This window comes from Flavobacterium sp. B167r (assembly GCF_056824315.1).
The window spans coordinates 3,488,802-3,515,371 of record NZ_CP124859.1; the positions used below are offsets into that span (position 1 = coordinate 3,488,802).

Below are 26,570 nucleotides of genomic sequence, written 5' to 3' on the forward strand. Positions count from 1 at the left end.
AATTATATCTAAAAATTTATGTGTGAAATAGGAAAAGAAATTAAGCTTTGTACTTGTGTGCCTAATGGTATAGATGCCATTGTTCATCATAAAAAATCTAGAAAATTTAAAAAGTTCCGTAATGACTTTTCTTGGAAATTACGAAAGTATGTAGGTGATAGTAGCTGTATGATGGATGGAATGATAATTTTCCCACTAGATTCTTTATCTAAAGATTTGACAAATGAAAAAATGCTACTAGATCTTAATAGTAGAAATTGTTTTGATTTTGATTATCAGCCTCAAGAAGGAGATAATCTTCTAATTTTAGCTCCACATAAATATGAGCAAGAGTTTTTATCGTTTATCTTTCGAAATGAAGAATGGGTTGCAGATTATTATAATGGTTTCAGAGATGAAACTAAAAAAATAAATTACGGAACAGTAAACTTTGAATAGTTTTCCTTTTCGATTGTATGATCTCCTTTAGTGGTAAAGTCTTTTCTTTCGGGAAATTTGCGTAAATTTGCATTTTAGATTATTCGCAACTGCATCTTCATATCTTAGTAATGTTTTCTGATCTCTTTTCGAAAAACAAACTGCAAAATTCTATCAGAATTGTTTATTAAGATTCATGCAAAAAATAAAACTTCATTCGATTGAAAAGGCTTGAAATAAAAAAAAATATTACGAAAAAAGAAGATGAAAGTCTTTCTTTTCGAGTTTACGATCTCAACAAAGAGAATTTAAAAAACTATTCGGAACCGCATAAAAAAGACCATTTTTGTATTCTAATGGTCGAATCTGGCGAAATTGAACTTCATTTAGAAGAAGAAATCATTCATCTTAAAGCGGGCAAAATCTCCATGGTTTTTCCTGATCAGATTTCGTCTCTTTCCTTATTATCTTTTGAATTATCTGGAAAAATCATTTTGTTTGAAGAAGTATTGTTCTGTTCCGATATTTTGAAGAACGAACTGCTTTCCTATAACGTAAATCTTTCTTCGCATCTTAAATGTATATTCTTATCTCCATCAGAATTGGAACATGCAAAATCGATGGTTTCATTTATTGAAAATATTTATTCAGATCCGAGTCTTATTCGAAAAGAGCAGGGAAGATTCTATATTAAGATTCTGCTTTTAGGATTAATAGAATCGGTTCACGGTCAGCATCCAGTTTTTCAGCACGAAAGTGATAAAGTGCTTTATATTCGTTTTAAAAAGATGCTTAACGAAAGGTATAAGAATGAAAGAACAGTTCAATATTATGCTTCCAATTTGTCCGTTACTACTAAAAAACTAAATAGCATTACCAAGAAACATTGTGGAGAAACGGCAATCAACGCAATTCACAACCGAATTCTTAAGGAAATTAAAAGACTTTTGATGTTTTCTGATTTTTCTCATAAGCAAATTTCACTAGAACTCGGATTTAGCTCGCCTTCTGCTTTAAACAAATTTGTAAAAAGCAAACTGGACGAAACACCAACAGAACTCCAAAAAGAACTGGCTCAAATTTATATCAAATAAGAATAATATAGCAAAGACAAAACCTCTCAGAAATGGGAGGTTTTTTTCTTTTATAAAAAAAACACTTAGTAAAAAAAATAATATTTTTCTTATATTTTAAATTGCTTTTAATATATTTGAATTCAATATTGTAATATTTTATTTACTTTTTAAAATACCGCTCATTCATTGATTTAAGGTTATAAATATTATGCAGATCACGTAACTATAATCCAATAATATGAGTTTTTTAGCCAAATTAGAATTAGACAATGAAGTTTTCAATGTTCTGGAATTTGATATCCATTTTGTGCAGAATGTAGACAATAACGGCAAGCCTGCCAACAAAACCAAAGGAGGCGAGATTAAACTAATAATCGAAAGCACCCAAACCGATCTATTCTCAGATTGGATGGTCTCTCAAACCAGCGTAAAAGACGGCAAGATCATTTTTTACCGCAGGGATGCCATGAGCACCATGAAAAACATAGCATTTAGAAAAGCGTATTGCATTTCGTTCCGCAAAAGTTTCCGCAGCGAGGGATCCGTTCCTATGGTTACAGAAATTGTAATCGCTTCAAACGAAGTTAAAGTTGGAAACACGATGTTCGAAAACAATTGGAAAAACGCTTAAATATCTGTTATGGCACTTCAAACGACTACCACGATCAAAATTGGAGAAATTGCGATCACCAATTTCAGCAATTTAAAAATAACCCAGAAAATTCACGGCCACCACAGCTTTTCATTTGAAGTGAGACAAGACCTGCTTGTTGACGAATTGAAAAGCGTCATGCCGGTCTCACAGCAATTGTATGGCGAGAGAATAAGCATTGAAGTTAAGCCGATTCCCGGACTTGACGATCTGATGGTTATGAAAAACCCCAACGATTACATTATGCAGTTTTACGGCGTAGTGACCAAAGTCAAGCTCCAGAAATCCCGCATCAAAGATATGGAGGAAACAATTTTGATTTTTGGACACAGTTCTTCAATTGTTCTTGACAATGGGCCAGAGTCAAATTCTTTTGCAGCAACCACACTGGATGATATCGCAGGCAATGTAAAATCGGGGCATAATATAGAGATGGATATAAAATCGTTCTATACCAATAATCTCCCTTATACAGTGCAATACAACCAAAGCAGCTTTAAATTCTTAAACAGGCTGGCCAGACGCTACGGACAATGGTTTTACGATAACGGACGCAGGATTGTTTTTGGCGTTCCGGGCAGTGCAGGCGGGGAGCCCGAACTGGTCTATGGAGTCAACATGCAGAATTTTGAATACGATATGAAACTGGTGCCATCCCTTTTTAAAATTTTGGAAAACGACAACCGCAAAGGCGATCATGCATCTGATGAATCCTTAAAATACCGAAAAGAAATTGACGGCTTTCATCAGAATTTCTTGAATAAATCGAATGGCGTTTTCAATAAGGAAACGCTAATGCAGCTGAATCAGAATCCTGCCGGAGGTTCTGGAAAAGGCGCTTTGGAAGAGTATTCCAAAAATAAAATGAGGGCTTCCATGGGCAAGATGATGCAGATAAAGGCGTCAAGCGAAGTTCCCGGAGTCACCCTTGGAAATCTGGTAAGAATCAAAGGAGTTGACATGCAGCTCGAAAGTTCGTACCGCGTAACGCAGATCACCCATTTCTGCGATGACGGAGGCAGCTACGAAAACCATTTTACAGCGGTAAATTTTAACGGCTCTGTATTTTCGCCCAAAACCAATCCCGATCTGGTGCCGAAATGCAAAAGCCAGACGGCAACGGTAACCGCCAATGCAGACCCTGACGGACTAAGCGGGGTGCAGGTGCAGATGCCGTGGCAGGAAGCATCGGGACAGACGACGCCTTACATTCCGCTGGTGCAGAAATACGGGGGAAACGCGAGAGGCTCCCATATTATCCCAGAAGTGGGCGACACCGTTTTTGTGGATTTTCAAGGAGGCAACGCCGAGCTGCCGATCGTTGTGGGAACTATGACGAGCAATAAAGAAAAAAGCAGTTTCAGCACGCCGAATAATGATTTGAAAGTGATGAGAACGAGAAGTGGCAACAAAGCTATTTTTAATGATGAAACAGGAGACATTACAATTGAAAGCGAGAAAGGGCAGACTCTGGCAGTGCTTTACGGCGATGGAAATATCAAGATAAAAGCACCGAAGAATATTGAGTTTGAAGCTGGGGAGGATGTCCTTATTACAGCAGGTAAAAATGTGAAAATTGAAGCTAAAGAAGATATTGAAGTCGGAGCAGGAAACAATATGACACAGGAAGCGGGAAATGATATTTTTATAAAAGCAGAAGGGAATATTATGGAACATTCAGATAATAGAACTGAATTAGTTGATAAGGATTTTAGTCGTACTTCAGACATTTCAAATGAAATAGCTTCGGAAGCAAGTCTTTATAGTAATGAAGAAGACATGACCATACAAAGCGGAAAGCAAGTGCGAATAAATAGTACCGAAAAATCGAATCTTTTTTAATTTTTAAAATTATGGCAATTTCAAAACAAGCAAAAAATATCAAAATAAAAGTTAAGGAAAACTATCAATTAATTGTTAAAGGCAAACTCGAAAAAAGAGCCAATAAATTAAATTTTGAAGCTACAAGAGGAGATTTAAATCTTATATGTGGAAAAAAAATAATCGCTCACGGCGAAGAAAAACAATGATTAAAAAAGTATTCTTTTTATTGCTTTTTACATACAATAACTTATAAAAGAAAAAAAACAACACGAACGATAAAACTTAATTTATTATGAGTATAGTATTTGGCGATTACACGCTTACACCTCCGCCCAAAGGAACAATTGATATACGGATTGGTGTTTTTTTTGACGGCACTATGAATAATAGAACTAATACCAACGCCAGATTAGGAATAGCAGAAGATAAAGCCAAAGCAGCCAAAGCCTATAAAAGTTATGGAGGAGATGAGAGTAGTTATGAAAATGATTTGTCTAATGTTGCCAGATTGGAAACCGCTTACACAGAAAATTTAGAGCAATTCGTTTCAAAAGTTTACATAGAAGGTATTGGAACAGAAGATTATCAAATGGATAGTGTTTATTTCACAAAAGGTTCTGGAGCAGCTTTTGGAACAGGTTCAACAGGTATAATTGCCAAAGTGCTAAAAGGGTGCGAAAAAGCGGCAGAAAAAATTGCTAATATTAGAAAGAAAGAGAAAATCAACTGTATTTATCTTGATGTCTTTGGTTTTAGCCGCGGGGCTGCTGCAGCACGAAATTTTGTGTATGAAGTAAGTAAACAAAGATATTATCCGAAGGAGATTTTTGTGGAAGGGCCAGCCAATAAATATGATGGCAAGTATGTAAAAGTTGACGATCACAATAGAAAAACAGATCTCAAAATCTTGCCAAAATATGGTCATCTGGGATTAATGCTTAGTAAAGCTGATATAGATGTAGTACAAACGAAAGTAAAAGTTTCGTTTGTAGGTTTGTTTGATACGGTTTCCTCTTACAGCCCTAATTCAACAACGTCTGGCGATTTTGAAAATGATGTAGCCGAGCTTCAGCTAAATGCGATTAATAGGGCATCGAAAATATTTCATTTGGTAGCTGCTGATGAACACAGGGTTAATTTTATGCTTACCAGTGTAAAATTTGCTAAGGGAAACGAATATGTTTTGCCGGGTGTGCATTGTGATGTTGGAGGCTCTTATGTGCATAATACGCCTGATAATGTTCAGCTGCTTGATTTTGACAATACCTGGGGCGATGGCTACAGTGATGAGGAATGGGACAAAGTGCTAAATAACGATTTGAATAATCTTATTGAGCAGGGTTGGTATACAGAACAGGAAGTGGTACGACCAAATAAGTGGCACGAAACCTACGGAAACCGTGAAAGCATAAGTAACAGATACAGTTATGTGCCACTATACATCATGGGAGAAAATATAAATAAATTTCTTGATGAAACAATTGATATAGAAAAACTTAGTAGTGTTTATGTAATTCCAAATGGAAAAGGTAATAAAAAATATCCGGTAGATTTAACAGCCGTAAAAGCACGATTAGACGACTATATTAAAGGGGAAAAACCTGAAATGAAATATTATACTAACAAACAAATAGAAGAGTACAGAAAACAGCTTGTAGCAAAGAAAATAACGGTTGAAGAATTTAATCTTATGGTCAACGACCATAACATGTTGTGGCAATTAAGAAGTAAATACTTTCATTGGTCTGCCAAGTTTGGAGAAACGGGATTTGAGCCCAATTTTGAATTTAAGGATAAATTTAACATTCGCAGATTTAGAGAAAAAGATAAACATGCATAAAATGAAAAAATATTTCCTATACATTATTTTATTAATAACAATTTCATGTCAAAAAATGGAAGAAAAATTTGAATGGCTGCCCACGGAAAGTGCGCCAAAACTATACCCTATGAATATTTATACTGGTGGTTTATATTTTGAAGATGGCGGCAGTGTTTATATACCCTGCTCGCTAGCCGCACATAACGGTTGGGGTAATGATGGCTCCACCCATACCCAGGGTGAAGATTTAAAGCCTGTACCCGTAAAACTGAACGTTACATGGGCATCTTTTACAGAGAACAAATTTTATACAGGCAGTTGGGATTTGCCCAAGGAAAAAATGCTGAAATTATTTAAGGAGGGTGTAGTAAATTACGACAATGCAAAACGGCAAACGTATACCCAAATTTTAGTTGGTTGTGCGCCTGGCGGAGTCGTTGTAGTTTGGATGTATGGAGCAGGAAACCAAGTTGAAATTGGGCGTTATCAGGCTCATGAAACCCATATTGCCATGAGTGATTATGTACCGGGTAATGAGACTGCTGTTCAAAAAGATTTTTTTAAAACTATGGCAAAGTTAAGTCCAGAGTTAGAAGAGATAAGAAAACAAAAAGGAGACATTGAATATGGTCTTTGGGACAGTTACAGAAAAAAATATAGTTGGCGCACCCGTATAGAAATTCCAAATCATGGATTTGAAGATATGAGTTTAGAGATGTTCAATGGCGAAAAGGAAGATATTTTTGATGAACCGCTGAAGAAAAATGAATTTAAAGAAAGGGCTGTTCCTCAGAATGTAACGTTTATGTTAAGGAACATCAAAAGAAAAAGAATTGTTTTTGCATTGGATTTAAACGAAGAAGAAATTTTTAATGTATTCAAACAAGCCGATGCCACAAAACCCATAGAGATTATTTTACGGGCGAATGAAGATTTAAGCAACCCAAGTCTTATTTTTAAACAAGATGATAAAGAAACTCCTATCAGGAAAATAGATTTAGAGAATACATGGGAATATGAAAGTCTTAGCCGCAATTAGTAGAGGAAATAATATTATAGAAGGAGATATGGAGTTTTTATCAGAAAAATATGCTTTTAGAATATGTAGAGTGTAAAAAATAAAAGCCAAAACGAAGAAACGTTTAAAAATAATTAAGAAAGACACAAAATACATACACTGGAATTCAAAATTTGGAGGAGGAGTGCACAAACAGAAATTATTTTGCGTATGAGTGCAGATTTAAATAATCGGAAATTAATTTTTAAACAGGGAGAAAAAGAAATTCCAATCAGAAAAATAGATTTTGAAAATATAAAACTAAATAATCATGGTAAGTAAACATGAAAGCAATTGTTTAGGAGAAACCTTTTAATAAAAATGAAAAATATAAAAAAATATAAAAGAGTAATTTTGATTGGTATACTTATACCGATAACATGTCTTTTTATAAACAGAGGATATGCATATTATTATGATACAAGTTACAAAGAACTAGTTAAGGTGATTAAATCAGGGAAATACGAAATGAAAAGGATTGACGTAAAAGGAAATCTTAATGATAATAGTAGTATTGATTATCTGATTACTAAATATGATTCTAGGGGCGCTATGGAGCTTCAGGATGATCGCGATATTTACAGGAGTCATATTTTCTTAGACACTCTTAATTTAAATTTTATAGTTGATCTTGATGAGTATGTGTCTGGTTCAGAAAAAGAAGGAAATTATTTTAGTAGTGAAAATTTTTTAACTATAGACAAATTAGGAAAAATTGTAAAAAGAGTAGAGATTGATAGTACAAATCATAGACTCAAAAATTGTATTTTACTAAGGAACAAAACCGATTATACACATGAAGAAAATAGTTCTCAATTCATTCACATGACACATTTTTTAAAAACAGGATACCGTCCGTGTTTTATTCCATCAATGACCTTAGGAATTTCTAATGTAAATGGCAGTTGTACTACTTGGGAAGGAATTGGATACTTCGAGCTTCTATCTAAAGGTGAAAAATTTAAATTTAAAATTCCGGGCAATTTGAGCGATATGTTTTTTTCTGACTCATCTGATTTTATCTTTTCATATTATGAAATTCCGCCTAGATACAAAAACATTTTAGATGTATGTTTTTTTGTAAATGAAAATGATATTTATATTATAAAAAAGAAATGAGTTTCAAAATATTTATTGTTTTTACGAAAAAAAGCAAAAGTCATTTTTGAAGGGTTAAAAACAGGAGAAGCTATCACTTTTGTAATTGATATTGACCGCAACATCAAACCAAGAGAAACAACAGGAATATCTATAAAATTAAAAACGCCATCTGGCGAAGTTGATATGCAGAAGCAATTGTTTCGCAGGAATCGTTTACGAAATCTAAGCCTTATTAAACAGGAAATTTATTAATAACATCAATATGCTACTGTTATTTAATAAGTAATCATACAGTAATAAGTTAAACAACAAAAATGAAATTAGCTATAACAATCTTTTTGCTATTATTAATTGCTATATCTGTACAAATCTATTTTTTAAATGGAGAACCACATTCTGAGGAGGCTGTATGTATTGGAGCTCTTATGACGACTGATATACTATTAGTCTTTGTTTATCTTCGTGAGAGCGAGAATTTATTGTATAGAAGAGTAATAGGAACTCTATTATGTTGTTTTGTAATTATTACAGTCAATTTTTATCTGTTTTTTTTATATATGCAAGAATGGGGTAAAGCTTTTAGAAATTAAATTATGAAGAAAGAAGTCATAAATAATCAAACGAATAAATTGCTTGCAATAATTTTATTAATAACAATAATTGCAAATGTTGTTCAATGGTATTATTATAAATCAAATGAAAGATTTAATTGGACAGGAGGTGTTATAAGTAGTAAAGGAAACATTGTACAGGTTGCAACCTGCAATTTTAAAGGAAATGATTATCATATTAGTAAAGATAAGATACTAGATAATAGTTGGGATGAAATAAATGGTTGTGAAAACTTTATGAAGAATATTTTCTTTCCTGATAGTTTGTCGATAAAATGGTTTTCTTACAAGGAACAAAAATTTTATGGTGGTGATTTTGTTTTGCCAATTGAATTGATCCAAACAAAAGCGGTACAAATGGGGATGTTGTCGAGTATTAAAAACGATTATGATTTAGACAGAGTTAGAGTTCTTCATTTTATTGCTGAAGTTCAGCCCACTGGGAAACTTGTAGTTTGGATGCAAAAGTTTAATGAAAATGACCAAGTAAAATTTAAAGTTGCGACCTTTCAAGCTAAAGAAATAAAAACAGCATGGCATATTTTTGATCATTTTTCAGAAACCGATAGTATATCAGATATAAATATTAGTAAAAAGGTTGCTTTAGTAATGGAACGACATTCTTATATTCTAAAAATTAAATTGCCTATTGGATATAAGGTAAATGATTTTCAACTTGATTTTTTTAATCAAAATAATTGGTATTTGGATAGAGATGAATTACAAAGTTCTGTTTTTTATAATATTCCCAAAGGCTTTTGGTTGACATGGGGAAATGGAAAAAAAGAATTCAATACACAATTTACTTTTGATAAAGATGAAGTTTTAGATTTATTTAGAAAAGAAAGTAATAATAAAGATAATTCAGTATGCTTATTTTAGAATTGGAAGCAAGTGATAAGAATAATGCTGTAAAAGTAATGCTTAATAATACTGCTACAAATCATAAGGTTGAATTAAAGGACGAGTATGAATCTAGATATGAAAGAGAAATTGATATAAATAATTCTTGTAATTAATCTAAGACGAATGTTTTAGAAATTTATTTTACAGAGATGATGGATTTCAAAAATTTTACTGTAATCTTAAAAAACGACAAGAAAGAAATCAAGCTCGAAAAAGCACTTTTACGATTGTTTACTTTGGACAAAAGTAATGATTTGAAGAATCAGATGTAGTGAGTTCTAATTTTGTTCGTTTGAAACATTTTGCAAACAGGATTTAAGATATGTAAAAATATTCAAAAAGAATGGGCCCAAATTTATATCAAATAGACCCGATTGTATAACACTGCGCTTAATCGCTGAAATACTTTTGTACCTGTTATTTAAACATAAAAACAGAGTATAAAAATGAGCAAGTTATTTATTGCAGGAGAAGTTTTCTATGGTGCGGGAAGTCTTGAGGAATTAAAAAATATTAAAGGAACTAAAGCTGTAATCGTTACAGGCGGAAGCTCTATGAAAAATAGCGGTTCTTTGGATAAAGCGGCGGCTTATTTGAAAGAAGCAGGAATTGAAGCTAAAATTTTTGAAGGTGTAGAAGAAGATCCATCATCTGCAACTTGCTTTAAAGGTGCAGAATTAATGAAAAGCTTCGAACCAGATTGGATTATTGGTTTAGGCGGATGTTCTGCAATTGATGCGGCAAAAATGATGTGGGTTTTTTACGAATATCCAGATGCAGATTTTGAAGCGATGATCAAACCTTTTAACGTTCCAGTTTTACGTAAAAAAGCAAAATTTATTGCTATTCCGTCAACTAGTGGAACAGGTACAGAAACTACAGGTTTAGCGGTTATTACTGATCGTGAAAAAGGAGTAAAATATCCAATCGTTTCTTACGAACTTACTCCAGATATTGCCATTGTTGATGGTGAAATCTGTGCTTCTATGCCAGCGCACGTAACTTCAAATACAGGTTTGGATGCTTTAACGCATTGTGTTGAGGCTTATGTTTCTAACATCGAAAATAATTATGCAGATGTGCTTTCTAAAGGAGGTTTAGAAATTGTTTTTGATAACTTAAAAGAAGCTGTTCAGAATCCGTCAAATATTCAAGCGCGTCAGAATATGCACGATGCCTCTTTCATGGCTGGATTAGCTTTCAATAATGCATGGTTAGGAATTGTTCACTCATTATCTCACCAAGTAGGAGCGTTATACGGAATTCCTCACGGAGCATCTAATGCAATCTTCTTACCAAACGTTATTCGTTATAACGCAAAAGTAAGCAACCGTTTCCCTGATTTAGCAAAAGTAATCGGAAAAGAAACTGCTGAAGATTTAGCGCAAGCAATCGAAACTTTAAGAACAGAAGTAAACAATCAGGCTGCAATTAAAGAATTCGGAATCTCTAGAGAAGACTGGGATAAAAACCTTGACTTTATTGCTAACAATGCATTTTTAGATCCTTGTACAGGTTTCAATCCAAGAAAACCTACTGTAGAGGAATTAAAAGAAATCTACAATGCTTGTTACGATGGTGTTGTTTATAGTGAAAAATAAAAAACTTCTTTATAGAATTTATTTTGATTAAGAAAGAGCTGTCGGATAATGACAGCTCTTTTGTTCTCTTTAAATTTCAATTATTTCGAATCTTTTCTCGAAATTCTAAAGGAGCCATCTGTGTTCGTTTTTTAAAAAGCGTACTGAACGACTGAGGATGTTCGAAACCAAGATGATAAGCAATTTCACTGACCGATAATTCGCTGGTAGAGAGTTGCTCTTTGGCTTTATTAATTAGTCTTTCATAAATATGCTCTTTTGTATTTCTTCCGGTATGAATTTTCAAGAAATCACTGAGATAGTTTGGAGAAAGATTTAACGCTTCAGCAATTAAACTAACGCTCAAAAGACCTTTTTCTGCCGAGTCATCATTGTAATAATCATTGATAAATCTTTCAAATTTGGTAAGCAGCGCATGACTGCTGTTTTTTCGGGTTATAAACTGTCTTTCATAAAAACGGCTTGAATAGTTTAAAAGCAAGTCAATTTGCGATAGAATAATATCCTGTGTATGATGATCTATATGCTGACATTCTTTATCAATTCGGTCCAGAATTTCAATCAAATAATTTTCTTCTTGTTCAGATAAATGCAATGCTTCATTAACGGCATACGAGAAAAATCCAAAATCGAATATTCTTTGCGCTAACGGATGTTTTAAAAGAAAATCTTCATGAAATATAAGCAAATAACCCGCTCCGCATTCTACATTTTGCAAATCTAAATACTGGACTTGGTTTGGAGCAGTAAAACTCAGTACGCCTTTATCATAATCATAATGCCCTTGACCGTATCTGATTTTTCCTTTTGCCTCTCTTTTTAAAGCAACACAATAGAATTTATTGGTAAATCCTTTCCAGATTTCATCATCAAGAAAAACACTTTCAGCTAAATTGATAACACTAACCATTGGGTGTTTAGGTTCTGGAAGTGAAAGCAAACGGTGAAAAGCAGAAACAGATGCAATAGTATTCATAACAGCGTCTTTTTAAGTTTAATCCAAAAGTCCCATACTGAACTCATCGTACGGAGCTCCAGTATCTGTTCCCAAAGGTACGATACTTTCCAATTTTTGAAGATCGTTCTCACTCAATTCTATATTTGCAGAAGCAATATTCTGTTCCAAATACTTTCTACGTTTGGTTCCTGGAATCGGTACAATTCCTTTACTGACAATCCATGATAGAGCCAGTTGAGATGAATTGACATTTTTCTCTTCAGCCATTTTTTCAACTGCTTTAACTAATTCAATATTTTTATGGAAATAATTTTCTTGAAAACGCGGAATAGCTCTACGGAAATCATTTTCAGGAAGATCATCAATAGAACGAATTTGTCCAGATAAAAATCCGCGGCCTAAAGGAGAATATGCAACAAAACCAATTCCGAGTTCTTCTAATGTTTTTAAAACACCTCTTTCTTCTACGGTTCTTTCAAACAAAGAATATTCGCTTTGAACTGCAGTGATAGGATGAATGTTATGCGCTTTTTTAATGGTTTCAGAAGATACTTCCGAAAGTCCGATATATTTTACTTTTCCTTCCTTAACAAGCTCACCCATCGCATCAACAGTTTCTTCTATAGGCGTGTTTTTGTCCAAACGATGCATGTAATAAAGATCAATATAATCTGTATTTAAATTCTTAAGCGAACGTTCAACTGCTTTTTTGATGTATTTTTTGCTTCCGTTGATGGCCCAAGTTACTTTTCCGTTATCGTCTATTTCCCAACCAAATTTTGTAGCCAAAATATATTTATCGCGATCATTTCCGATGGCTTTAGCAATAAGCTGTTCGTTTTTTAAAGGACCGTACAAATCTGCCGTATCTAAAAAATTACCACCCAATTCAAACGAACGATGAATAGTCTGAATCGCTTCTTTTTCATCTGCAAGACCATACATATTTCCTTCTTCAAAACCTGTCATTCCCATACAGCCCAAGCCAATTTGCGGAATGATTAATCCTTGATTTCCTAATTTAATCTGTTTCATCTTTTTATCATTTTAGTTAAATACAAATTTCAAGAGAAAGAGAACAAACCAAGGTTTGCTGATTACGGAAGTTCGTATTTAAATTACAGATATTTTAAGAAAGAAGTGATGATTTTTTAAAATATGCCATCTTGATAAATCTAACAAACTTTAGCATTACTCAGCTTTGATGCGTATATTTGAAAGAATAAAAAATAAAGCCATTATGAAGAAAATAGGATTTTTATCATTTGGGCATTGGGCTAATCATCCTTCATATAAAACACGTACGGCAGCAGATACATTGTTGCAGTCTATCGATTTAGCAGTTGCTGCTGAAGAAATAGGCATCGATGGTGCTTATTTTCGCGTGCATCATTTTGCGCAGCAATTGGCATCTCCATTTCCGTTGCTTTCGGCAATAGGAGCGAAGACAAGCAAAATTGAGATCGGAACGGGCGTAATCGATATGCGTTATGAAAACCCATTGTACATGGTAGAAGATGCTGGATCTGCCGATTTAATATCAGAAGGTCGATTGCAGTTAGGAATAAGTAGAGGATCGCCAGAACAAGTTATAGATGGTTGGAGCTATTTTGGTTATGAACCAGAACAAGGAGAAACCGATGCAGATATGGGCCGTAAAAAAGCTTTGGAGTTTTTGGAAAGACTTAAAGGCGAAGGATTTGCAGAACCAAATCCGTACCCGATGTTTCCGAATCCGCCTGGATTGTTGCGTATTGAACCACATTCAGAAGGATTAAGAGAAAGAATCTGGTGGGGAGCAGCATCAAATGCTACGGCTATTTGGGCTGCAGAAAACGGAATGCACCTTCAAAGTTCTACGCTTAAATATGATGAAAACGGAAAACCTTTTCACGTTCAGCAAGCGGAACAGATTAGATTGTACAAAGAAGCTTGGAAGAAAGCTGGACATCAGCGTGAAGCGAGAGTTTCGGTAAGCCGTTCAATTTTTGCTATAGTAAATGAGCAAGACCGATATTACTTTGGCGGACAAGCCAAAGGCAATGATAGTTTTGGTTATATCGAACAAGACAAAAGAGCAATCTTTGGTAAAAGCTACACAGCAGAACCTGACAAACTGATTGAAGAACTAGCTCAAGACGAAGCAATTCAAGAAGCAGATACTTTGTTGTTGACTATTCCGAATACTATCGGCGTAGATTACAATATTCATATTTTATCGTCCATTTTAGAACACGTTGCGCCTGCATTGGGCTGGCGATAGTTTTAAATAAAAAAATAAAGCCCTCTGCTAAATCGGAGGGCTTTTTATAAAAAATCAATTTCTATTAGCATCATTTGCCTGCCTGATTGCTTTTGTATCAGTTAGGTTAAAACGATATACGAAACTCAGACGATATCTTGCAGCGTTTGGAATGCTATTATCTCTAAAAACATAATCAGATCCAGTTGTAGCGCTTTTGAACTGACGAAGATTAAAAGCATTCGTAACATCAAAAACAATAGTTGCTTTATCTTTAAGCAGCAATTTGCTTAATCCAAAATCAATTGATTGTAAGGCTTCGTTTGTAGTTTGTGCATTGCGTTTTTCTCCACGAAAGTTATAACGTCCTTGAAAACTAAATTTCGCAGGAAGTTTTATCTGTGTGCTTAATCTTGCAGTAAAGTTCTGGCTGCTGTAATCAAGATTTTGTTCCATATAATTTCCTTTTTGCTTGAAGTGATAATAATTCATTTCAGCATTAACCTGAAGCCATTTTAACGGATTGTATAAAGTCGATAATTCAATTCCGCTTCGTATTTCGTAATCAATATTTATGGGCGTTGTAAGGAATATATCATCTTTACGGTACGTATAATCTTGAATAAAACTTTTCTCGTATTGATAATATATCGAAGGATTCAAAGTAAATGTTTTCCAATTTTTAAGAAAAGCCATTTCAAATGCATCTGTGTAGGACGGATTCAAATCTGGATTTCCAATATATTGTGCATTCAAATCGGTAACTTCATTAAAAGGGTATAAAGCATATAAGGACGGACGTCTAATGCGTTTGCTGTAATTTAGCTGCAAAGCAGAAGCATCAAACTTATAGCTTAGGTTTACAGTAGGAAAGAGCTTGTTGTAGTTTTTTGTATCGTTATAAGCATTTTCTACATCTTTAATAGAAATATCTGTAAGCTCCGCTCTCAATCCCAACATATAGCCAAGCTTATTGATTTTACTGCTAAATTGCGTATAAGCGCCAGTTATGGTTTCATCATAATTTAAATCATTATCAATATTTTGATAAATAACCCAATTATTTCCTTGTTGTTCTTCTGCCAGATAATTGCTCGAAACAGTTCTAATTTCAGTCTTTATTCCGAATTCTAAAGTAGAAAGGCTGTCTATTGGTTGAATAAAATCGGTCTTCGCTAAAAAATCTTTGCTGTTTCCTACAGAGCTTGTTCTAATGCCGGGATAAACCAATTCATCAGGAAGTAAACGTTGCGTAGAAAGATCCCATTTTTTGTCGCTGTTCCACCAATCGTATTGAACGTTAATCGTCCATTTTTTTGTTTTTTGTTTGAATGTTCGAGTATAATTAAACTCAAGCTGACTATAATCTCGTTTTTCCAGTGATTTTCCGTGTCTCGTCAAAAGACTATCAGGCGTTCTATTTGCAAGATCACTATCGTATTGATATCGCAAATCGGTTTTGTCGTTGTCGTGTGTGGCATTCTTTAAAAAAGCTACCGTTATACTCTGATGTTCATTAATAAAATAATCGGCACCCATGTAAAGCAATTTCCCGTCGTCGTGGCGGTCTTCATTTTGCACGCGATGCATGTAATTAGGAGAAGTTGTACTATTAGTTACTTGATCGGTAGTATACAAACCAACATAATCGCTAGAACGAATGCTGAAATTAGAAAAAATATTGATTTTGTTCGATTTAAAATTGATGCTCGGATTCAAACGGCTATCATTTGGCGAACCAGCGACCAATCTAACCTGACCGCTAAAACCACTTTTTTTATTCTTTTTCAATATAATATTAATAATTCCCGCAGAACCCGCCGCATCATATCTTGAAGAAGGATTCGTAATAACTTCAATTCGTTCAATTTGATCGGCTGCAATTTGGTCAAGAGCATTGCTTTGAGTAAGTCCCGATTGTCTTCCATTAATTAATACCAAAACATTATTATTTCCACGAAGACTTATTGTTCCAGCTGGATCGACTGCCACAGACGGAACGCCATTTAAAACATCATGAGCAGAACCATTTTGCGAAAGCACATCTTTACCAACTTCAAAAACCTTTTTGTCTAGTTTTAAACTAACATTTGATTTCTGGCCATTAATTTCTACAGCTTTCAATTGTACAGCATCAGTAATTAAATCAATTGTTCCTAATTCAATTTTTTGTTTTTCTGAAATTATGATTGATTGTGAATGAGTTTGATAACCTGTGTAACTAAATAAAATTGTTGTTGAACCAGTTGAAGCTGATTCAAGGCTAAATAAACCGTGATCGTCAGTTATACCTGTAGCCAATGTTTTTGATGCATTATCTTGTATCGAAACGGTAACATATGGCAAAGCTTCTTTGGTAGTTCCGTCTTGAACTTTACCAGAAACAATAATTTGTTGTCCAATTCCGCAAAAAGGAATAAATAGAGTTAAGATTCTGATTATTAAATGTTTCATTTTTTGATTGATTTGATTGATTTTGTTGTACAAGATTAATTCATAAAATAAAGTAGCGTTTCTAAAAACATTCAAACGGCTCTATTGGCTTTTCAAATGCATTTGGCAAATCGATATTTGTTCTATCTTTATCTTATGTATAAATCTTACTTTTTCAGCGTTTTGTTTCTTCTAATGTTTACCTCGTGTAAGTATTACAAAGAGTACGTTACAACTGATGTAACCTATGAAGTTGATTACGATCATGAGCAAATAGATTGGGGTAAACCAGATAGTTCGAGCTTTAAATTTCAAACTGATGTTGAGATTCAGAAACCTAAAAACAGTTCCGAATCCTTGGGACTTCAGATTAATGCTTTTGGTGCTTTTGATGTCTATTGGGATGGCGTTTTGGTAGGAAGAAATGGTCTAATGGCAAAATCGGGTCATGCTGAGGTGCCCGGAACAAAACAACCTATTATCAAATTCCGAAGAAATTATCAAATCTCGGGAAACACACCGTTATTTTAATCGGAACGCAAACTTATCATAGAGAGCAAGAACGCGGTATCGATGTGAAACTTAAAGATTTTTTGTTGCTTCAGCGCTCACCGCTAATTGTAGTTTCTTTTATGAATCTGATGGCTGGCGCATTTCTCATTGCGGGAATCTATTATTTCTTTTTATATCTAAATAGTACACGAAAAGAATTAGCAGTTTTGCTTTTCGGAATTATTTGTCTGCTTTTCTTTTGTCTGTTAATTATCGAATATGTCAAGTATTATCTAGATATTCCGTATAATCAATTTTATACTCGTTTGAAAATTATAGGTTGGTTGACATTTGCGATTTCAATGCTCGTTCCGTGGTATTTTATGTTGCAGTTTGAATTTAAAAGAAAGAAACTGTTTTTGATTCTTTTATTCATTTCTCTTTTAGCGGTTTATATTGGCTATTATGGTCATTATGATATTTCTGCAGCTTATTTTACAATTACGGCCCGATTTTTTTCTATTATCATCGCTATTTATGCTGCAATTAAAAAAGTAAAAGGCGGACTTATTGTTGCAATTGGCTTATTGGCAGGCGTTGTAGTCAATTATTTTATGTTTTACGATTTCGGATTGTTTATCGCTTTTACCATTTTAGTGCTTTGTATGCTTTATCTGCATACCATTCGAACAAAAGCGATGGAAGAAGCGCACAATGCATCGTTGCTTCTGTCTTCAAGACTGCAATTAGAACTCATAAAGAAAAACATTCAGCCTCATTTTCTTCGAAATACTTTAACGTCATTAATTGATTGGATTGAAGAATCGCCAAAAGAAGGAGTGGTTTTTATTCGCGCTCTTGCGGAAGAATTTGACATAATGAATGATATTGCCGAAGACACGCTTATCCCAATCAGACAAGAGATTGATTTGTGCCGAAGACATTTAGAAGTAATGTCTTTTCGGAAAGAAATTTGTTATGAATGGCAAGAAGAAGGAATTGAGGAAAATGAAACGATTCCGCCCGCTATTTTTCATACAATCATAGAAAACGGAATTACGCATAGTCTTCCTCCAGAACAAGGCTGTATTGTTTTCTGTTTGAAATTCGTCAGAGAGAAACAATTCAAACAATACACTTTATTGACATTTGCTAAAAATCGTCAAGCGAAAAAAAACAAGCGAATAGGAACAGGATTTAAATACATTGAAGCCAGATTAACAGAAAGTTACGGTACCAATTGGTCTTTCGATTCTCATCCTGTAGAAAAAGGTTGGGAAACCATTATTAAAATTTTGGATTAAAATGAAAATACTCATAATTGAAGACGAAGCTCGTATCGCCAAAAGAGTAGAAAGAATGACGCGCGATTTCTTTGATAGAGACGTTCAGATTCTACTTTCGGATTCTCTCGAAAACGGACTTTCGGTTATTGAAAATAATCCAATCGATCTGCTGCTTTTAGATTTAAATCTGAATGGAGAAGATGGTTTTGAAATTCTGCAAACTTTTGTCGCTGGTCCATTTCAGACTATTATTATTTCTGCTTATACTGATAAAGCGATTACAGCTTTCAATTATGGAGTTTTAGATTTTGTGCCCAAACCTTTTGATCAAAATAGATTGGCGCAAGCATTTACGCGTTACACGACACAAGGAAAGCAATCAGGCGGAGATGTTCGTTTTTTGGCAGTAAGAAAAGGAAAGACATTTCGACTCGTGCCTGTTAATGAAATTCTGTACATCAAAGGAGCGGGAATTTATACTGAATTGCATTTAGCAAATAACAAAATAGAATTGCACGATAAATCGCTTGAAGCCTTAGAAAAATTGCTTCCTGAAACCTTTGAAAGAATACACAAATCATATATTCTCTGTTGGGAACAAGCAGACAAAATTGTTATTGAAGCAGGAGGAAAGTATAGCATGCAACTTAAAAATGGCGATTTATTGCCAATTGGGCGTTCGAAGTATAAGGAAATTAAAAACAAGCTGATTTGAAAGAATAACTTTAATTTTGTATAAAAATAGAACTATGATTACTTTTAGGAATGCGACATTAAATGATCTTGAAGCAATAACTGTTGTTGAAAATGTTTGTTTTCCTCCAAATGAAGCTGCGACTGCCGAATCATTTACAAAAAGATTACAAGTTTATCCAGAACATTTTTGGCTATTAGAATCTGATGGTGAATTGGTTGGTTTTGTAAATGGTATGGTAACCAATCAAGAAACGATAAGTGATGAGTTGTTTGGCGACGCACACCTTCATGACAAAAACGGAAAATGGCAAAGTATTTTCGGAATTGCTGTTTCACCACAATACAGAAATCAAGGATACGCCGCACAACTTATGAATCATTTAATTGCGCAATCGAAAAAAGAAAATCGTAATGGCGTAATCTTAACTTGCAAATCGCATTTGATTTCGTATTACCAACGTTTTGGTTTTGAAGATAAAGGAATTTCAGCTTCTGTGCATGGCGGAGAAGTTTGGCATGATATGACTTTAACTTTTTAATAATTGTTTTTGGTTAATGTAATCAAATAATCATAATGCAAAAAACGCATTAACAAATAGAAAAATAGCATTTTTATGCATTAAGTTTTTGTTTAGTTTTACCTTTTTTGAAAAACACAACGACAAAATGATAACGACCAAAAACCTTCTAATAAAACCCTATAAACTTGAAGATTCAGAATGCTTTTTTAAAAGTATAACTGATAACAGTGAATATTTGTTTGACTACTTCGCTAATATGATAACAGTGAATGAGAGCTTAGAGTCAACAAAAAAATATTTAGAACAGAAAGAGACAGATTGGCAAGAGAATAAAAGCTATGCTTGCGGTATATTTTCTTTAGAAAACAATGAATTTATAGGTCATATATCAGTTAGAGAAATTGATTGGAGAATTCCAAAAGGCGAATTAGCTTATTTTATTTTTGAAAAATATGCGGGCAATAATTATGGAGCCGAAGCATTAACAGCCTTCAAAAATTGGTGTTTTGCAGCAAAGAAATTCAATAGACTTTTTATGAAAATTGCTGAAGAAAACGCTGCAAGTATCAAAGTTGCCGAGCGTTCTGGATTTACACATGAAGGACTTTTAAAGAAAGATTACAGAAAAGGAGAACAAGACTTAACAGACATGAAAATATACGGATATACGGAAGATTTGAAACTCGTAAGAACGACTTCTCAAAATGCAGATTTTGCAAATCTAATTGTAAAACTAGATGAGAACTTAGCAAGTCGAAATGGTGACATGCAAGAATACTTCAATCAATTTAATAAGGTTGATGCTATTAAACATGTTATTATTGCTTATATCAATGAAATTGCGGTTGGCTGCGGAGCTATAAAACAGTTTGATAACGAATCTGTTGAGGTAAAACGTATGTTTGTTTCTGATGAATACCGAGGAAGACGCATAGCTTCTAAGATTTTAAATGAACTTGAAAATTGGGCTAAAGAATTGGGTTATGCATCAGCAGTTTTAGAAACTAGCAATGTGCAAACAGAAGCAGTCAGATTATATAATAAAACGTATGCCGTTACCGAAAATTACGGACAATATGCAGGAATAGAAACCAGTATTTGTTTTAAAAAGGAATTATAGAAAGCTCTAAACTAAAACAACTTCGATGCTTTCTATTATAAAAACATCGAAGTTGTAGGGTTTATTTTTTCGGTTCAAATGGTTTTTAAGTGTATTAGATATTATAAAGCATCCCAAGAAGCGCTAGGATAGGAGATAGAGCTTGTTACAGGAGCTTTCCAGTATTCTTGACTTCCGCCACGGAAAGTGTGAAAACTTACTGCATTGACATTTCGCTTAGAATCATTAGTCACCCAACGAATTTTTTGGTTCAATATCTCTGTACCATTTACATAATATTTAATGTATCCATCTGTGTTTGAACCCGTATTTAATTTTACAGAGATTTGGCAATTATAGGTAACACCTTCCTGTATGTAATATTTCTTTCCGAAATCATTACCATATTGTCCAGGCTGATCTCTATAATATACATAAGGTTGAAGATAAGCACCACTTCCTTTAGCAGAATTAGATCCGTTCGGGCAATACCACATAAATCTGGCGCTACCGCCATTTCCGTCCCATGCTGCATCACCGCCCGTATTTTGGTCACCAATTAAGATACCGTATCCGCATTTACCGCCACGGCTCCAATAAAATCCGTTGTTAAATTTCATTTGAAACCAAACAGTATAAACGCCAGTTGACCAAACGCCGTACGATGTGCATAAACCGCCTGGACAAGTTAATGTATTGGTTTTTAGTGTAATTGTTGTTGCTCCAGCAGTTCCTTTTGCGGTCTCGCTTCCTTGAAGCTCAGAATTGGTTGCAATCGAATCTTTATTGACGATTAGCGACGTATCTTTTTTTGCAGTTTGAAGTGTATCTAAATCTTGTTCTTTTTCACAAGAATAAAATACGAATGCTGCGGTCGCCAGCATACAAGTTAATTTTATGATTTTCTTCATTTTTTAAATGTTAAGGTTAGTAAATAATTAATAGTTAGTAAAATAGATAGTAGTCTTTGAAACCGAAAGTGTAAAGTTGATTAATAATAATTTATACAAGGAGTAATAAAGTACGGTTTTACGTACACAGAAATCCAGCATACGTATTTACTTCTAAAATCGGTTTATTTTGGAAGTAAAAACTCGTGCCTGTTTTTTAATATATTTGTTTAAAAAGTACTATAAACTCAATTAAGGTAAAGTGATAAAAAGAATAGGAGTAGCAATTTTTACTTTTCTTATAATTTGCAATATGATTGCATCCATTGTGCTAACATTTGGAAGTCTATATACGCAAAGTTATTTTAGCGAATATGAAAATCTAAAAAGTTTTAGGGATAAGAATAAATGTATGATTAATGATATTTTATTAATAAATCAAATTTCTGAAGATACTGGAACGGGTGAAGGAACTAGATTATCTTACTTGGTGAAAGGAATAATTTTAGGAGATCATTCAGAAATAGAATTGAGAGTAACTAAATTAGAGTATTTAAAAACAAAATTCGATAAACAAGCTCTCTATAAAAGTAAATTGACAGGAGATATATTTTTAAGAGATGCTCCATTAGAATACTATAATGCTCAAATTCGATCTTTTTATTTCAATATTTATCTTAAAATTTCTTTTTATATAATTCTCGGACTAATACTATATAAAGGAATAGGTTATGCACGAGAAAATTTGTTTCATGCTAGAATTATAAGAAAACAAAATAGCTCATTTATTCGTAAGTGAGCTTTTTTGTTTTCTAACACATAAATTTCAAATCATTTTATATTAGATAAAACAAATTGACTTTTTTTTAGTTAAATTTATAAGATCATTATTGTAAAAGCTTCGTAGAAAACATTTTAGAAAAGAGCTTTATGGTAAGTTTTAAAATATCACTTTTTATCATTATAAGAATTATCACTCGCTGTGATTTTTAAAATAGATTTCATCTATTCCGTAAGTGTTATTTATGATTCACTGTCGGAATTTTCTTTTTCATTAGTTTGTAATTTAGTCAAAAATAAAAATATTTCAACTATGGACAATCAATCAAATGACATCAGCAAATGCCCATTTCACAATGGGAGCATGGACAAACAAGCCGAAGCAGGCACGAAAAATCGTGACTGGTGGCCTAAACAGTTAAAGGTAAATATCTTGAGACAAAATTCAGCATTGTCAGATCCTCTGAATAAGGATTTTAATTATGCAGAAGCTTTTAAAAGTTTAGATCTTGAGGCATTAAAGAAAGATCTACATGCTCTTATGACTGATTCACAAGATTGGTGGCCTGCTGATTTTGGTCATTATGGAGGACTTTTCGTAAGAATGGCTTGGCATAGTGCAGGTACATATAGGGTGCATGATGGGCGAGGCGGAGCAGGAGCTGGACAACAGCGTTTTGCACCTCTTAACAGCTGGCCTGATAATGTGAGCCTTGATAAAGCAAGAAGATTGCTTTGGCCAATTAAACAAAAGTACGGACAAAAGATTTCTTGGGCAGATTTGCTGATTCTAACAGGAAATGTAGCTTTAGAATCGATGGGATTTAAAACATTTGGTTTTGCCGGAGGGCGTGCCGATGTTTGGGAAGCAGACGAATCTGTGTACTGGGGATCTGAAACTACTTGGTTAGGTGGTGATGAGCGTTATAAAGATGGTTCAGAAGGTGTTCCGAAAGATCACGGCGTTGTTTCATCAGATGATAATGCAGATGGAGATATTCATAGCAGAAATCTTGAAAAGCCTCTTGCAGCAGTTCAAATGGGACTTATATATGTAAATCCTGAAGGACCAGACGGAAATCCTGATCCTATTGCTGCAGCCAAAGATATTAGAGATACTTTTGGCAGAATGGCAATGGACGATGAAGAAACTGTAGCATTAATAGCTGGTGGACACACTTTTGGTAAAACGCATGGAGCTGCTTCTTCAGATCATGTTGGCGATGAACCCGAAGCGGCTGGTTTAGAATCGCAAGGATTAGGTTGGAATAATAGTTTCGGTTCTGGAAAAGGAGGAGACGCTATTACCAGCGGACTTGAAGTTACGTGGACAAAAACACCAACACAATGGAGCAATAACTTTTTTGAAAACTTATTTGAGTTTGAATGGGAGCTTTCTAAAAGTCCAGCAGGAGCTCATCAATGGGTAGCAAAAAATGCTGAAGCGATCATTCCGGATGCTTTTGATGCTAATAAAAAACATTTGCCAACCATGCTTACGACAGATTTATCATTAAGGCTTGATCCAGCTTATGAGAAAATATCACGTCGATTTTTAGAAAATCCAGATGAATTTGCAGATGCTTTTGCTAGAGCATGGTTTAAATTGACACATCGTGATATGGGACCGCGTTCTCTTTATTTAGGTTCTGAAGTGCCTTCGGAAGAACTTTTATGGCAGGATCCTATTCCAGAAGTGAATCATACATTAATAGATGACCAAGATGTTGCTCAGCTGAAAGATAAGGTATTAAATTCAGGATTAACTACATCTCAATTGGTTTCTACAGCATGGGCTTCAGCTTCTACTTTCAGAGGATCTGATAAACGTGGTGGAGCAAACGGAGGACGTATTAGACTTGCACCGCAGAAAGACTGGGAAGTAAATAATCCAGCAGCACTTAAAGTAGTTTTAGATAAGTTAGAAGCTATTCAAAAAGAATTTAATGCAGCAAATGGCGATAAAAAAGTTTCATTGGCAGATTTAATTGTTCTAGGTGGTAGTGCTGCGGTTGAAAAAGCGGCTAGAAATGCAGGAGCTTCAGCAACAGTACCTTTTTCGCCTGGACGTATGGATGCATCTCAAGAACAAACTGATGTTGAATCTTTCGGATATTTAGAACCAAAAACAGATGGTTTTAGAAATTACAGAAAAACAAAATCATCTGTATTAACAGAAGAACTTCTTATCGATAAAGCGCATTTATTGACTCTTACTGCTCCAGAATTGACAGTGCTTTTAGGAGGACTTCGTGTTTTGGATATTAATGCAGACGGAAGTAAAAATGGTGTGTTTACAACTAGACCAGGACAATTGACCAATGATTTCTTTGTTAATTTATTGGATATGAATACAAAGTGGCAATCAGTTTCTAATGATAAAGAACTTTATACAGGAAATGACAGAAGTACTGGTCAGCCAAAATGGATTGGAACACGTGCCGATCTTGTTTTTGGTTCAAATTCAGAATTGAGAGCAATTGCAGAAGTTTATGCGGCTGAAGATGCACATGAAAAATTTGTAAACGATTTTATTGCAGTATGGACTAAAGTAATGAATCTGGGAAGATTCGACTTGAAAAAATAATTGAACTGAAAAGCAGTAAACCAAAAAGACGCCATTACGGCGTCTTTTTTTATTTTTTAAGAACGTGGTTTAGACAAATTTCTGTCGTACATAACAATCGTTCCTGCTACAGCCACATTTAAACTTTTTACTGATTTAAATTTTACTAGATGATGACATTTTTCCATTACTTTTTTTGAAAGACCATGATCTTCTGCTCCCAAAATATAAATGCATCGTCTTGGGTGTTCAAAGGTTTCTAGATCAGAAGCTTTATCTGATAGTTCAACGCCTACTAATCTTGCCCCTTTAGGTAGGTTTTCAAAAAATGCTTCAAAAGTTTCATAATGGAAATAAGGAATCGCTTTTACCGCATCATGAGTATCACATGCTTGTTTAGCATATCTATTCCCAATAGTAAATATAAAAGTGGCACCCAAGTTTTGAGCAGATCGCCACAAAACGCCTAAATTTTCAGGTGTTTTACCATTTTGTATTCCTATGCCGAAATATTCATTTATAAAATTATCATTCATAAGGCAAAAGTACAAAGTGTAAGTACATAAATCAATATTTATTGAACTGAAAAGAATATTCTCGAACTATTACAATTTAATCATTATAAATTTTAAAGCTATAAAACGTCCCAACTTACTACTATTCCATACTTTTGTAAGCAATTCATTTCTTAATATCATAGTATGAGCAATACATTTTCTGCCAGCAGCCAAATTGGTGTGGTATCTACTTTTTCTGAACTTGTGCATACTGAATTCAAGGGAGAAAATAATGCGTTATGCTGGTACAGAAATTTAGATGGCGATTTTAAAGAGATTGTAAACCATTTGCGTCTAAAAGAAAATATAACAGAAGTTTATCCTGAAGATCTAATTGCACTCCAACTATCAGAAAGAGGAAACATCGCGAGGGAAACTATATTAAATGATTTGAAATTATTATCTGATTTCGGAGCTTCGCCTTCTCTTAATTTGCTAAAGTGTTATGATCGAGACGATGAATTTGATTTCATATCTACAGATGTGTATTCGTTTCATGTAGATCGTTCGCCGATTGCAACAGATACTTTTTTGTGTACTTATTACGGAGCATCTAGCGATATTATTCCTAATGATCAGGCAGAACAGAAGATTTTAATTCCAGAAATCAGAGCAAAGCTAAGAGAACTGCATGATGGAACAGAAGAAGAATTTGAAGACTTTTTGAAAGAGAATTACTTTGATTTGCATTATCAGGTAAACGAGAATGCCGAACCTATTAATTTAGGGAAAATGCATCTTTGGCGTCTGGCTGTAGATCATCCAAAACAAAAAGTGCAGCCTTGCATTCATAGAGCACCAAAAGAAAATGAAGGAGAATATCGGTTATTGCTGATTTGCTAATAAAGAATTTGCTTTAATTATCAAGCTCGGTTTTGGATGCTATAAAAAGAAATATCAACTCATATTTTTTATCTTAAATTCTAAATTCTCATTCTTGAGTATAGGTCTTATGCTACCTTGTAAACAGTATAATTTATGTT

At 34.0% G+C, this 26,570-nt stretch carries 25 protein-coding genes; 20 read left to right on the forward strand and 5 right to left on the reverse strand.

Features of this window, described 5'->3' with window-relative positions:
- Nucleotides 1-18: 18 nt before the first annotated feature.
- The 11 genes from QLQ96_RS15645 (at nt 19) to QLQ96_RS15695 (ending at nt 11,067) form a co-directional block, all read left to right on the forward strand.
- Nucleotides 19-438: a hypothetical protein gene (locus tag QLQ96_RS15645; RefSeq protein WP_482491595.1), complete on the forward strand. Its 420-nt coding sequence runs from the start codon at nt 19-21 to the stop codon at nt 436-438.
- Nucleotides 439-638: 200 nt separating this feature from the next.
- Nucleotides 639-1,511 carry a helix-turn-helix domain-containing protein gene (locus QLQ96_RS15650; RefSeq protein ID WP_482491597.1) on the forward strand — a complete coding sequence of 291 codons (873 nt, stop codon included), beginning with the start codon at nt 639-641 and terminating at the stop codon, nt 1,509-1,511.
- A gap of 220 nt (nt 1,512-1,731) precedes the next feature.
- On the forward strand, nt 1,732-2,124 hold the full coding sequence (tssD, locus tag QLQ96_RS15655) for a type VI secretion system tube protein TssD (protein ID WP_482491598.1): 393 nt from the start codon (nt 1,732-1,734) through the stop codon (nt 2,122-2,124).
- 9 nt (nt 2,125-2,133) lie between these two features.
- Complete coding sequence (locus QLQ96_RS15660; RefSeq protein WP_482491599.1) at nt 2,134-3,987, forward strand: phage baseplate assembly protein V; 1,854 nt, start codon at nt 2,134-2,136, stop codon at nt 3,985-3,987.
- A gap of 11 nt (nt 3,988-3,998) precedes the next feature.
- Nucleotides 3,999-4,175 carry a hypothetical protein gene (locus tag QLQ96_RS15665; protein WP_482491600.1) on the forward strand — a complete coding sequence of 59 codons (177 nt, stop codon included), beginning with the start codon at nt 3,999-4,001 and terminating at the stop codon, nt 4,173-4,175.
- A gap of 86 nt (nt 4,176-4,261) precedes the next feature.
- Nucleotides 4,262-5,809, forward strand: coding sequence for a T6SS phospholipase effector Tle1-like catalytic domain-containing protein (locus QLQ96_RS15670; protein WP_482491602.1), 1,548 nt, complete (start codon nt 4,262-4,264; stop codon nt 5,807-5,809).
- A 55-nt stretch (nt 5,810-5,864) separates the two neighbouring features.
- Nucleotides 5,865-6,830: a DUF2931 family protein gene (locus QLQ96_RS15675; RefSeq protein ID WP_482491603.1), complete on the forward strand. Its 966-nt coding sequence runs from the start codon at nt 5,865-5,867 to the stop codon at nt 6,828-6,830.
- Between the two features lie 339 nt (nt 6,831-7,169).
- Nucleotides 7,170-7,967, forward strand: a complete 798-nt coding sequence (locus QLQ96_RS15680; RefSeq protein WP_482491605.1) for a hypothetical protein — start codon at nt 7,170-7,172, stop codon at nt 7,965-7,967.
- A gap of 15 nt (nt 7,968-7,982) precedes the next feature.
- Nucleotides 7,983-8,201 carry a hypothetical protein gene (locus tag QLQ96_RS15685; protein WP_482491606.1) on the forward strand — a complete coding sequence of 73 codons (219 nt, stop codon included), beginning with the start codon at nt 7,983-7,985 and terminating at the stop codon, nt 8,199-8,201.
- Between the two features lie 341 nt (nt 8,202-8,542).
- Nucleotides 8,543-9,442 carry a DUF2931 family protein gene (locus QLQ96_RS15690; protein WP_482491608.1) on the forward strand — a complete coding sequence of 300 codons (900 nt, stop codon included), beginning with the start codon at nt 8,543-8,545 and terminating at the stop codon, nt 9,440-9,442.
- 470 nt (nt 9,443-9,912) lie between these two features.
- Complete coding sequence (locus tag QLQ96_RS15695) at nt 9,913-11,067, forward strand: iron-containing alcohol dehydrogenase (RefSeq protein WP_482491609.1); 1,155 nt, start codon at nt 9,913-9,915, stop codon at nt 11,065-11,067.
- A 76-nt stretch (nt 11,068-11,143) separates the two neighbouring features.
- Here the strand turns inward: QLQ96_RS15695 and QLQ96_RS15700 are convergent, their stop codons facing one another.
- Entirely contained in the window at nt 11,144-12,043 is a 900-nt protein-coding gene (locus QLQ96_RS15700; RefSeq protein WP_482491610.1) for a helix-turn-helix domain-containing protein, read from the reverse strand.
- An 18-nt stretch (nt 12,044-12,061) separates the two neighbouring features.
- Nucleotides 12,062-13,060 (reverse strand): aldo/keto reductase, encoded by a 999-nt coding sequence (locus QLQ96_RS15705; RefSeq protein ID WP_482491611.1) that lies wholly within the window; start codon nt 13,058-13,060, stop codon nt 12,062-12,064.
- A 205-nt stretch (nt 13,061-13,265) separates the two neighbouring features.
- Between QLQ96_RS15705 and QLQ96_RS15710 the strand changes: the two genes are divergently transcribed.
- Nucleotides 13,266-14,288, forward strand: coding sequence for an LLM class flavin-dependent oxidoreductase (locus QLQ96_RS15710; RefSeq protein ID WP_482491613.1), 1,023 nt, complete (start codon nt 13,266-13,268; stop codon nt 14,286-14,288).
- A 54-nt stretch (nt 14,289-14,342) separates the two neighbouring features.
- Here the strand turns inward: QLQ96_RS15710 and QLQ96_RS15715 are convergent, their stop codons facing one another.
- On the reverse strand, nt 14,343-16,721 hold the full coding sequence (locus QLQ96_RS15715; protein ID WP_482491614.1) for a TonB-dependent receptor: 2,379 nt from the start codon (nt 16,719-16,721) through the stop codon (nt 14,343-14,345).
- Nucleotides 16,722-16,856: 135 nt separating this feature from the next.
- On the opposite strand from QLQ96_RS15715, the gene QLQ96_RS15720 reads away from it, so the two are divergent.
- The 5 genes from QLQ96_RS15720 (at nt 16,857) to QLQ96_RS15740 (ending at nt 20,815) form a co-directional block, all read left to right on the forward strand.
- The gene (locus QLQ96_RS15720; protein WP_482491616.1) at nt 16,857-17,231 is read left to right on the forward strand and encodes a hypothetical protein; all 375 of its coding nucleotides are present in this window, start codon (nt 16,857-16,859) and stop codon (nt 17,229-17,231) included.
- Nucleotides 17,232-17,275: 44 nt separating this feature from the next.
- The gene (locus tag QLQ96_RS15725; RefSeq protein WP_482491618.1) at nt 17,276-18,496 is read left to right on the forward strand and encodes a histidine kinase; all 1,221 of its coding nucleotides are present in this window, start codon (nt 17,276-17,278) and stop codon (nt 18,494-18,496) included.
- A 1-nt stretch (nt 18,497) separates the two neighbouring features.
- On the forward strand, nt 18,498-19,193 hold the full coding sequence (locus tag QLQ96_RS15730; protein WP_482491620.1) for a LytR/AlgR family response regulator transcription factor: 696 nt from the start codon (nt 18,498-18,500) through the stop codon (nt 19,191-19,193).
- A gap of 34 nt (nt 19,194-19,227) precedes the next feature.
- The gene (locus tag QLQ96_RS15735) at nt 19,228-19,713 is read left to right on the forward strand and encodes a GNAT family N-acetyltransferase (protein ID WP_482491621.1); all 486 of its coding nucleotides are present in this window, start codon (nt 19,228-19,230) and stop codon (nt 19,711-19,713) included.
- A gap of 127 nt (nt 19,714-19,840) precedes the next feature.
- Complete coding sequence (locus QLQ96_RS15740) at nt 19,841-20,815, forward strand: GNAT family N-acetyltransferase (protein WP_482491622.1); 975 nt, start codon at nt 19,841-19,843, stop codon at nt 20,813-20,815.
- Between the two features lie 101 nt (nt 20,816-20,916).
- Here the strand turns inward: QLQ96_RS15740 and QLQ96_RS15745 are convergent, their stop codons facing one another.
- The gene (locus QLQ96_RS15745; protein WP_482491623.1) at nt 20,917-21,705 is read right to left on the reverse strand and encodes a polysaccharide lyase; all 789 of its coding nucleotides are present in this window, start codon (nt 21,703-21,705) and stop codon (nt 20,917-20,919) included.
- Between the two features lie 292 nt (nt 21,706-21,997).
- Between QLQ96_RS15745 and QLQ96_RS15750 the strand changes: the two genes are divergently transcribed.
- Nucleotides 21,998-22,483, forward strand: a complete 486-nt coding sequence (locus QLQ96_RS15750; protein WP_482491624.1) for a hypothetical protein — start codon at nt 21,998-22,000, stop codon at nt 22,481-22,483.
- A gap of 294 nt (nt 22,484-22,777) precedes the next feature.
- Nucleotides 22,778-25,051: a catalase/peroxidase HPI gene (gene katG, locus QLQ96_RS15755; RefSeq protein ID WP_482491626.1), complete on the forward strand. Its 2,274-nt coding sequence runs from the start codon at nt 22,778-22,780 to the stop codon at nt 25,049-25,051.
- 56 nt (nt 25,052-25,107) lie between these two features.
- Here the strand turns inward: katG and QLQ96_RS15760 are convergent, their stop codons facing one another.
- Nucleotides 25,108-25,566 (reverse strand): RNA methyltransferase, encoded by a 459-nt coding sequence (locus QLQ96_RS15760; RefSeq protein ID WP_482491627.1) that lies wholly within the window; start codon nt 25,564-25,566, stop codon nt 25,108-25,110.
- A 165-nt stretch (nt 25,567-25,731) separates the two neighbouring features.
- On the opposite strand from QLQ96_RS15760, the gene QLQ96_RS15765 reads away from it, so the two are divergent.
- Nucleotides 25,732-26,430, forward strand: a complete 699-nt coding sequence (locus QLQ96_RS15765) for a DUF1826 domain-containing protein (protein WP_482491629.1) — start codon at nt 25,732-25,734, stop codon at nt 26,428-26,430.
- The last annotated feature ends 140 nt before the right edge of the window (nt 26,431-26,570 follow it).

Bases quoted from the DNA above. Each gene is read 5' to 3' on its own strand.
- QLQ96_RS15730 (WP_482491620.1), top strand. From the start codon at position 18,498: ATGAAAATACTCATAATTGAAGACGAAGCTCGTATCGCCAAAAGAGTA.
- QLQ96_RS15750 (WP_482491624.1), top strand. From the start codon at position 21,998: ATGATTGCATCCATTGTGCTAACATTTGGAAGTCTATATACGCAAAGT.
- QLQ96_RS15735 (WP_482491621.1), top strand. From the start codon at position 19,228: ATGATTACTTTTAGGAATGCGACATTAAATGATCTTGAAGCAATAACT.
- QLQ96_RS15715 (WP_482491614.1), bottom strand. From the start codon at position 16,721: ATGAAACATTTAATAATCAGAATCTTAACTCTATTTATTCCTTTTTGC.
- QLQ96_RS15665 (WP_482491600.1), top strand. From the start codon at position 3,999: ATGGCAATTTCAAAACAAGCAAAAAATATCAAAATAAAAGTTAAGGAA.
- QLQ96_RS15700 (WP_482491610.1), bottom strand. From the start codon at position 12,043: ATGAATACTATTGCATCTGTTTCTGCTTTTCACCGTTTGCTTTCACTT.
- tssD (WP_482491598.1), top strand. From the start codon at position 1,732: ATGAGTTTTTTAGCCAAATTAGAATTAGACAATGAAGTTTTCAATGTT.
- QLQ96_RS15765 (WP_482491629.1), top strand. From the start codon at position 25,732: ATGAGCAATACATTTTCTGCCAGCAGCCAAATTGGTGTGGTATCTACT.
- QLQ96_RS15745 (WP_482491623.1), bottom strand. From the start codon at position 21,705: ATGAAGAAAATCATAAAATTAACTTGTATGCTGGCGACCGCAGCATTC.
- QLQ96_RS15690 (WP_482491608.1), top strand. From the start codon at position 8,543: ATGAAGAAAGAAGTCATAAATAATCAAACGAATAAATTGCTTGCAATA.
- QLQ96_RS15740 (WP_482491622.1), top strand. From the start codon at position 19,841: ATGATAACGACCAAAAACCTTCTAATAAAACCCTATAAACTTGAAGAT.
- QLQ96_RS15660 (WP_482491599.1), top strand. From the start codon at position 2,134: ATGGCACTTCAAACGACTACCACGATCAAAATTGGAGAAATTGCGATC.
- QLQ96_RS15680 (WP_482491605.1), top strand. From the start codon at position 7,170: ATGAAAAATATAAAAAAATATAAAAGAGTAATTTTGATTGGTATACTT.
- QLQ96_RS15670 (WP_482491602.1), top strand. From the start codon at position 4,262: ATGAGTATAGTATTTGGCGATTACACGCTTACACCTCCGCCCAAAGGA.
- QLQ96_RS15645 (WP_482491595.1), top strand. From the start codon at position 19: ATGTGTGAAATAGGAAAAGAAATTAAGCTTTGTACTTGTGTGCCTAAT.
- QLQ96_RS15760 (WP_482491627.1), bottom strand. From the start codon at position 25,566: ATGAATGATAATTTTATAAATGAATATTTCGGCATAGGAATACAAAAT.
- QLQ96_RS15710 (WP_482491613.1), top strand. From the start codon at position 13,266: ATGAAGAAAATAGGATTTTTATCATTTGGGCATTGGGCTAATCATCCT.
- QLQ96_RS15695 (WP_482491609.1), top strand. From the start codon at position 9,913: ATGAGCAAGTTATTTATTGCAGGAGAAGTTTTCTATGGTGCGGGAAGT.
- QLQ96_RS15675 (WP_482491603.1), top strand. From the start codon at position 5,865: ATGGAAGAAAAATTTGAATGGCTGCCCACGGAAAGTGCGCCAAAACTA.
- QLQ96_RS15720 (WP_482491616.1), top strand. From the start codon at position 16,857: ATGTATAAATCTTACTTTTTCAGCGTTTTGTTTCTTCTAATGTTTACC.
- katG (WP_482491626.1), top strand. From the start codon at position 22,778: ATGGACAATCAATCAAATGACATCAGCAAATGCCCATTTCACAATGGG.
- QLQ96_RS15705 (WP_482491611.1), bottom strand. From the start codon at position 13,060: ATGAAACAGATTAAATTAGGAAATCAAGGATTAATCATTCCGCAAATT.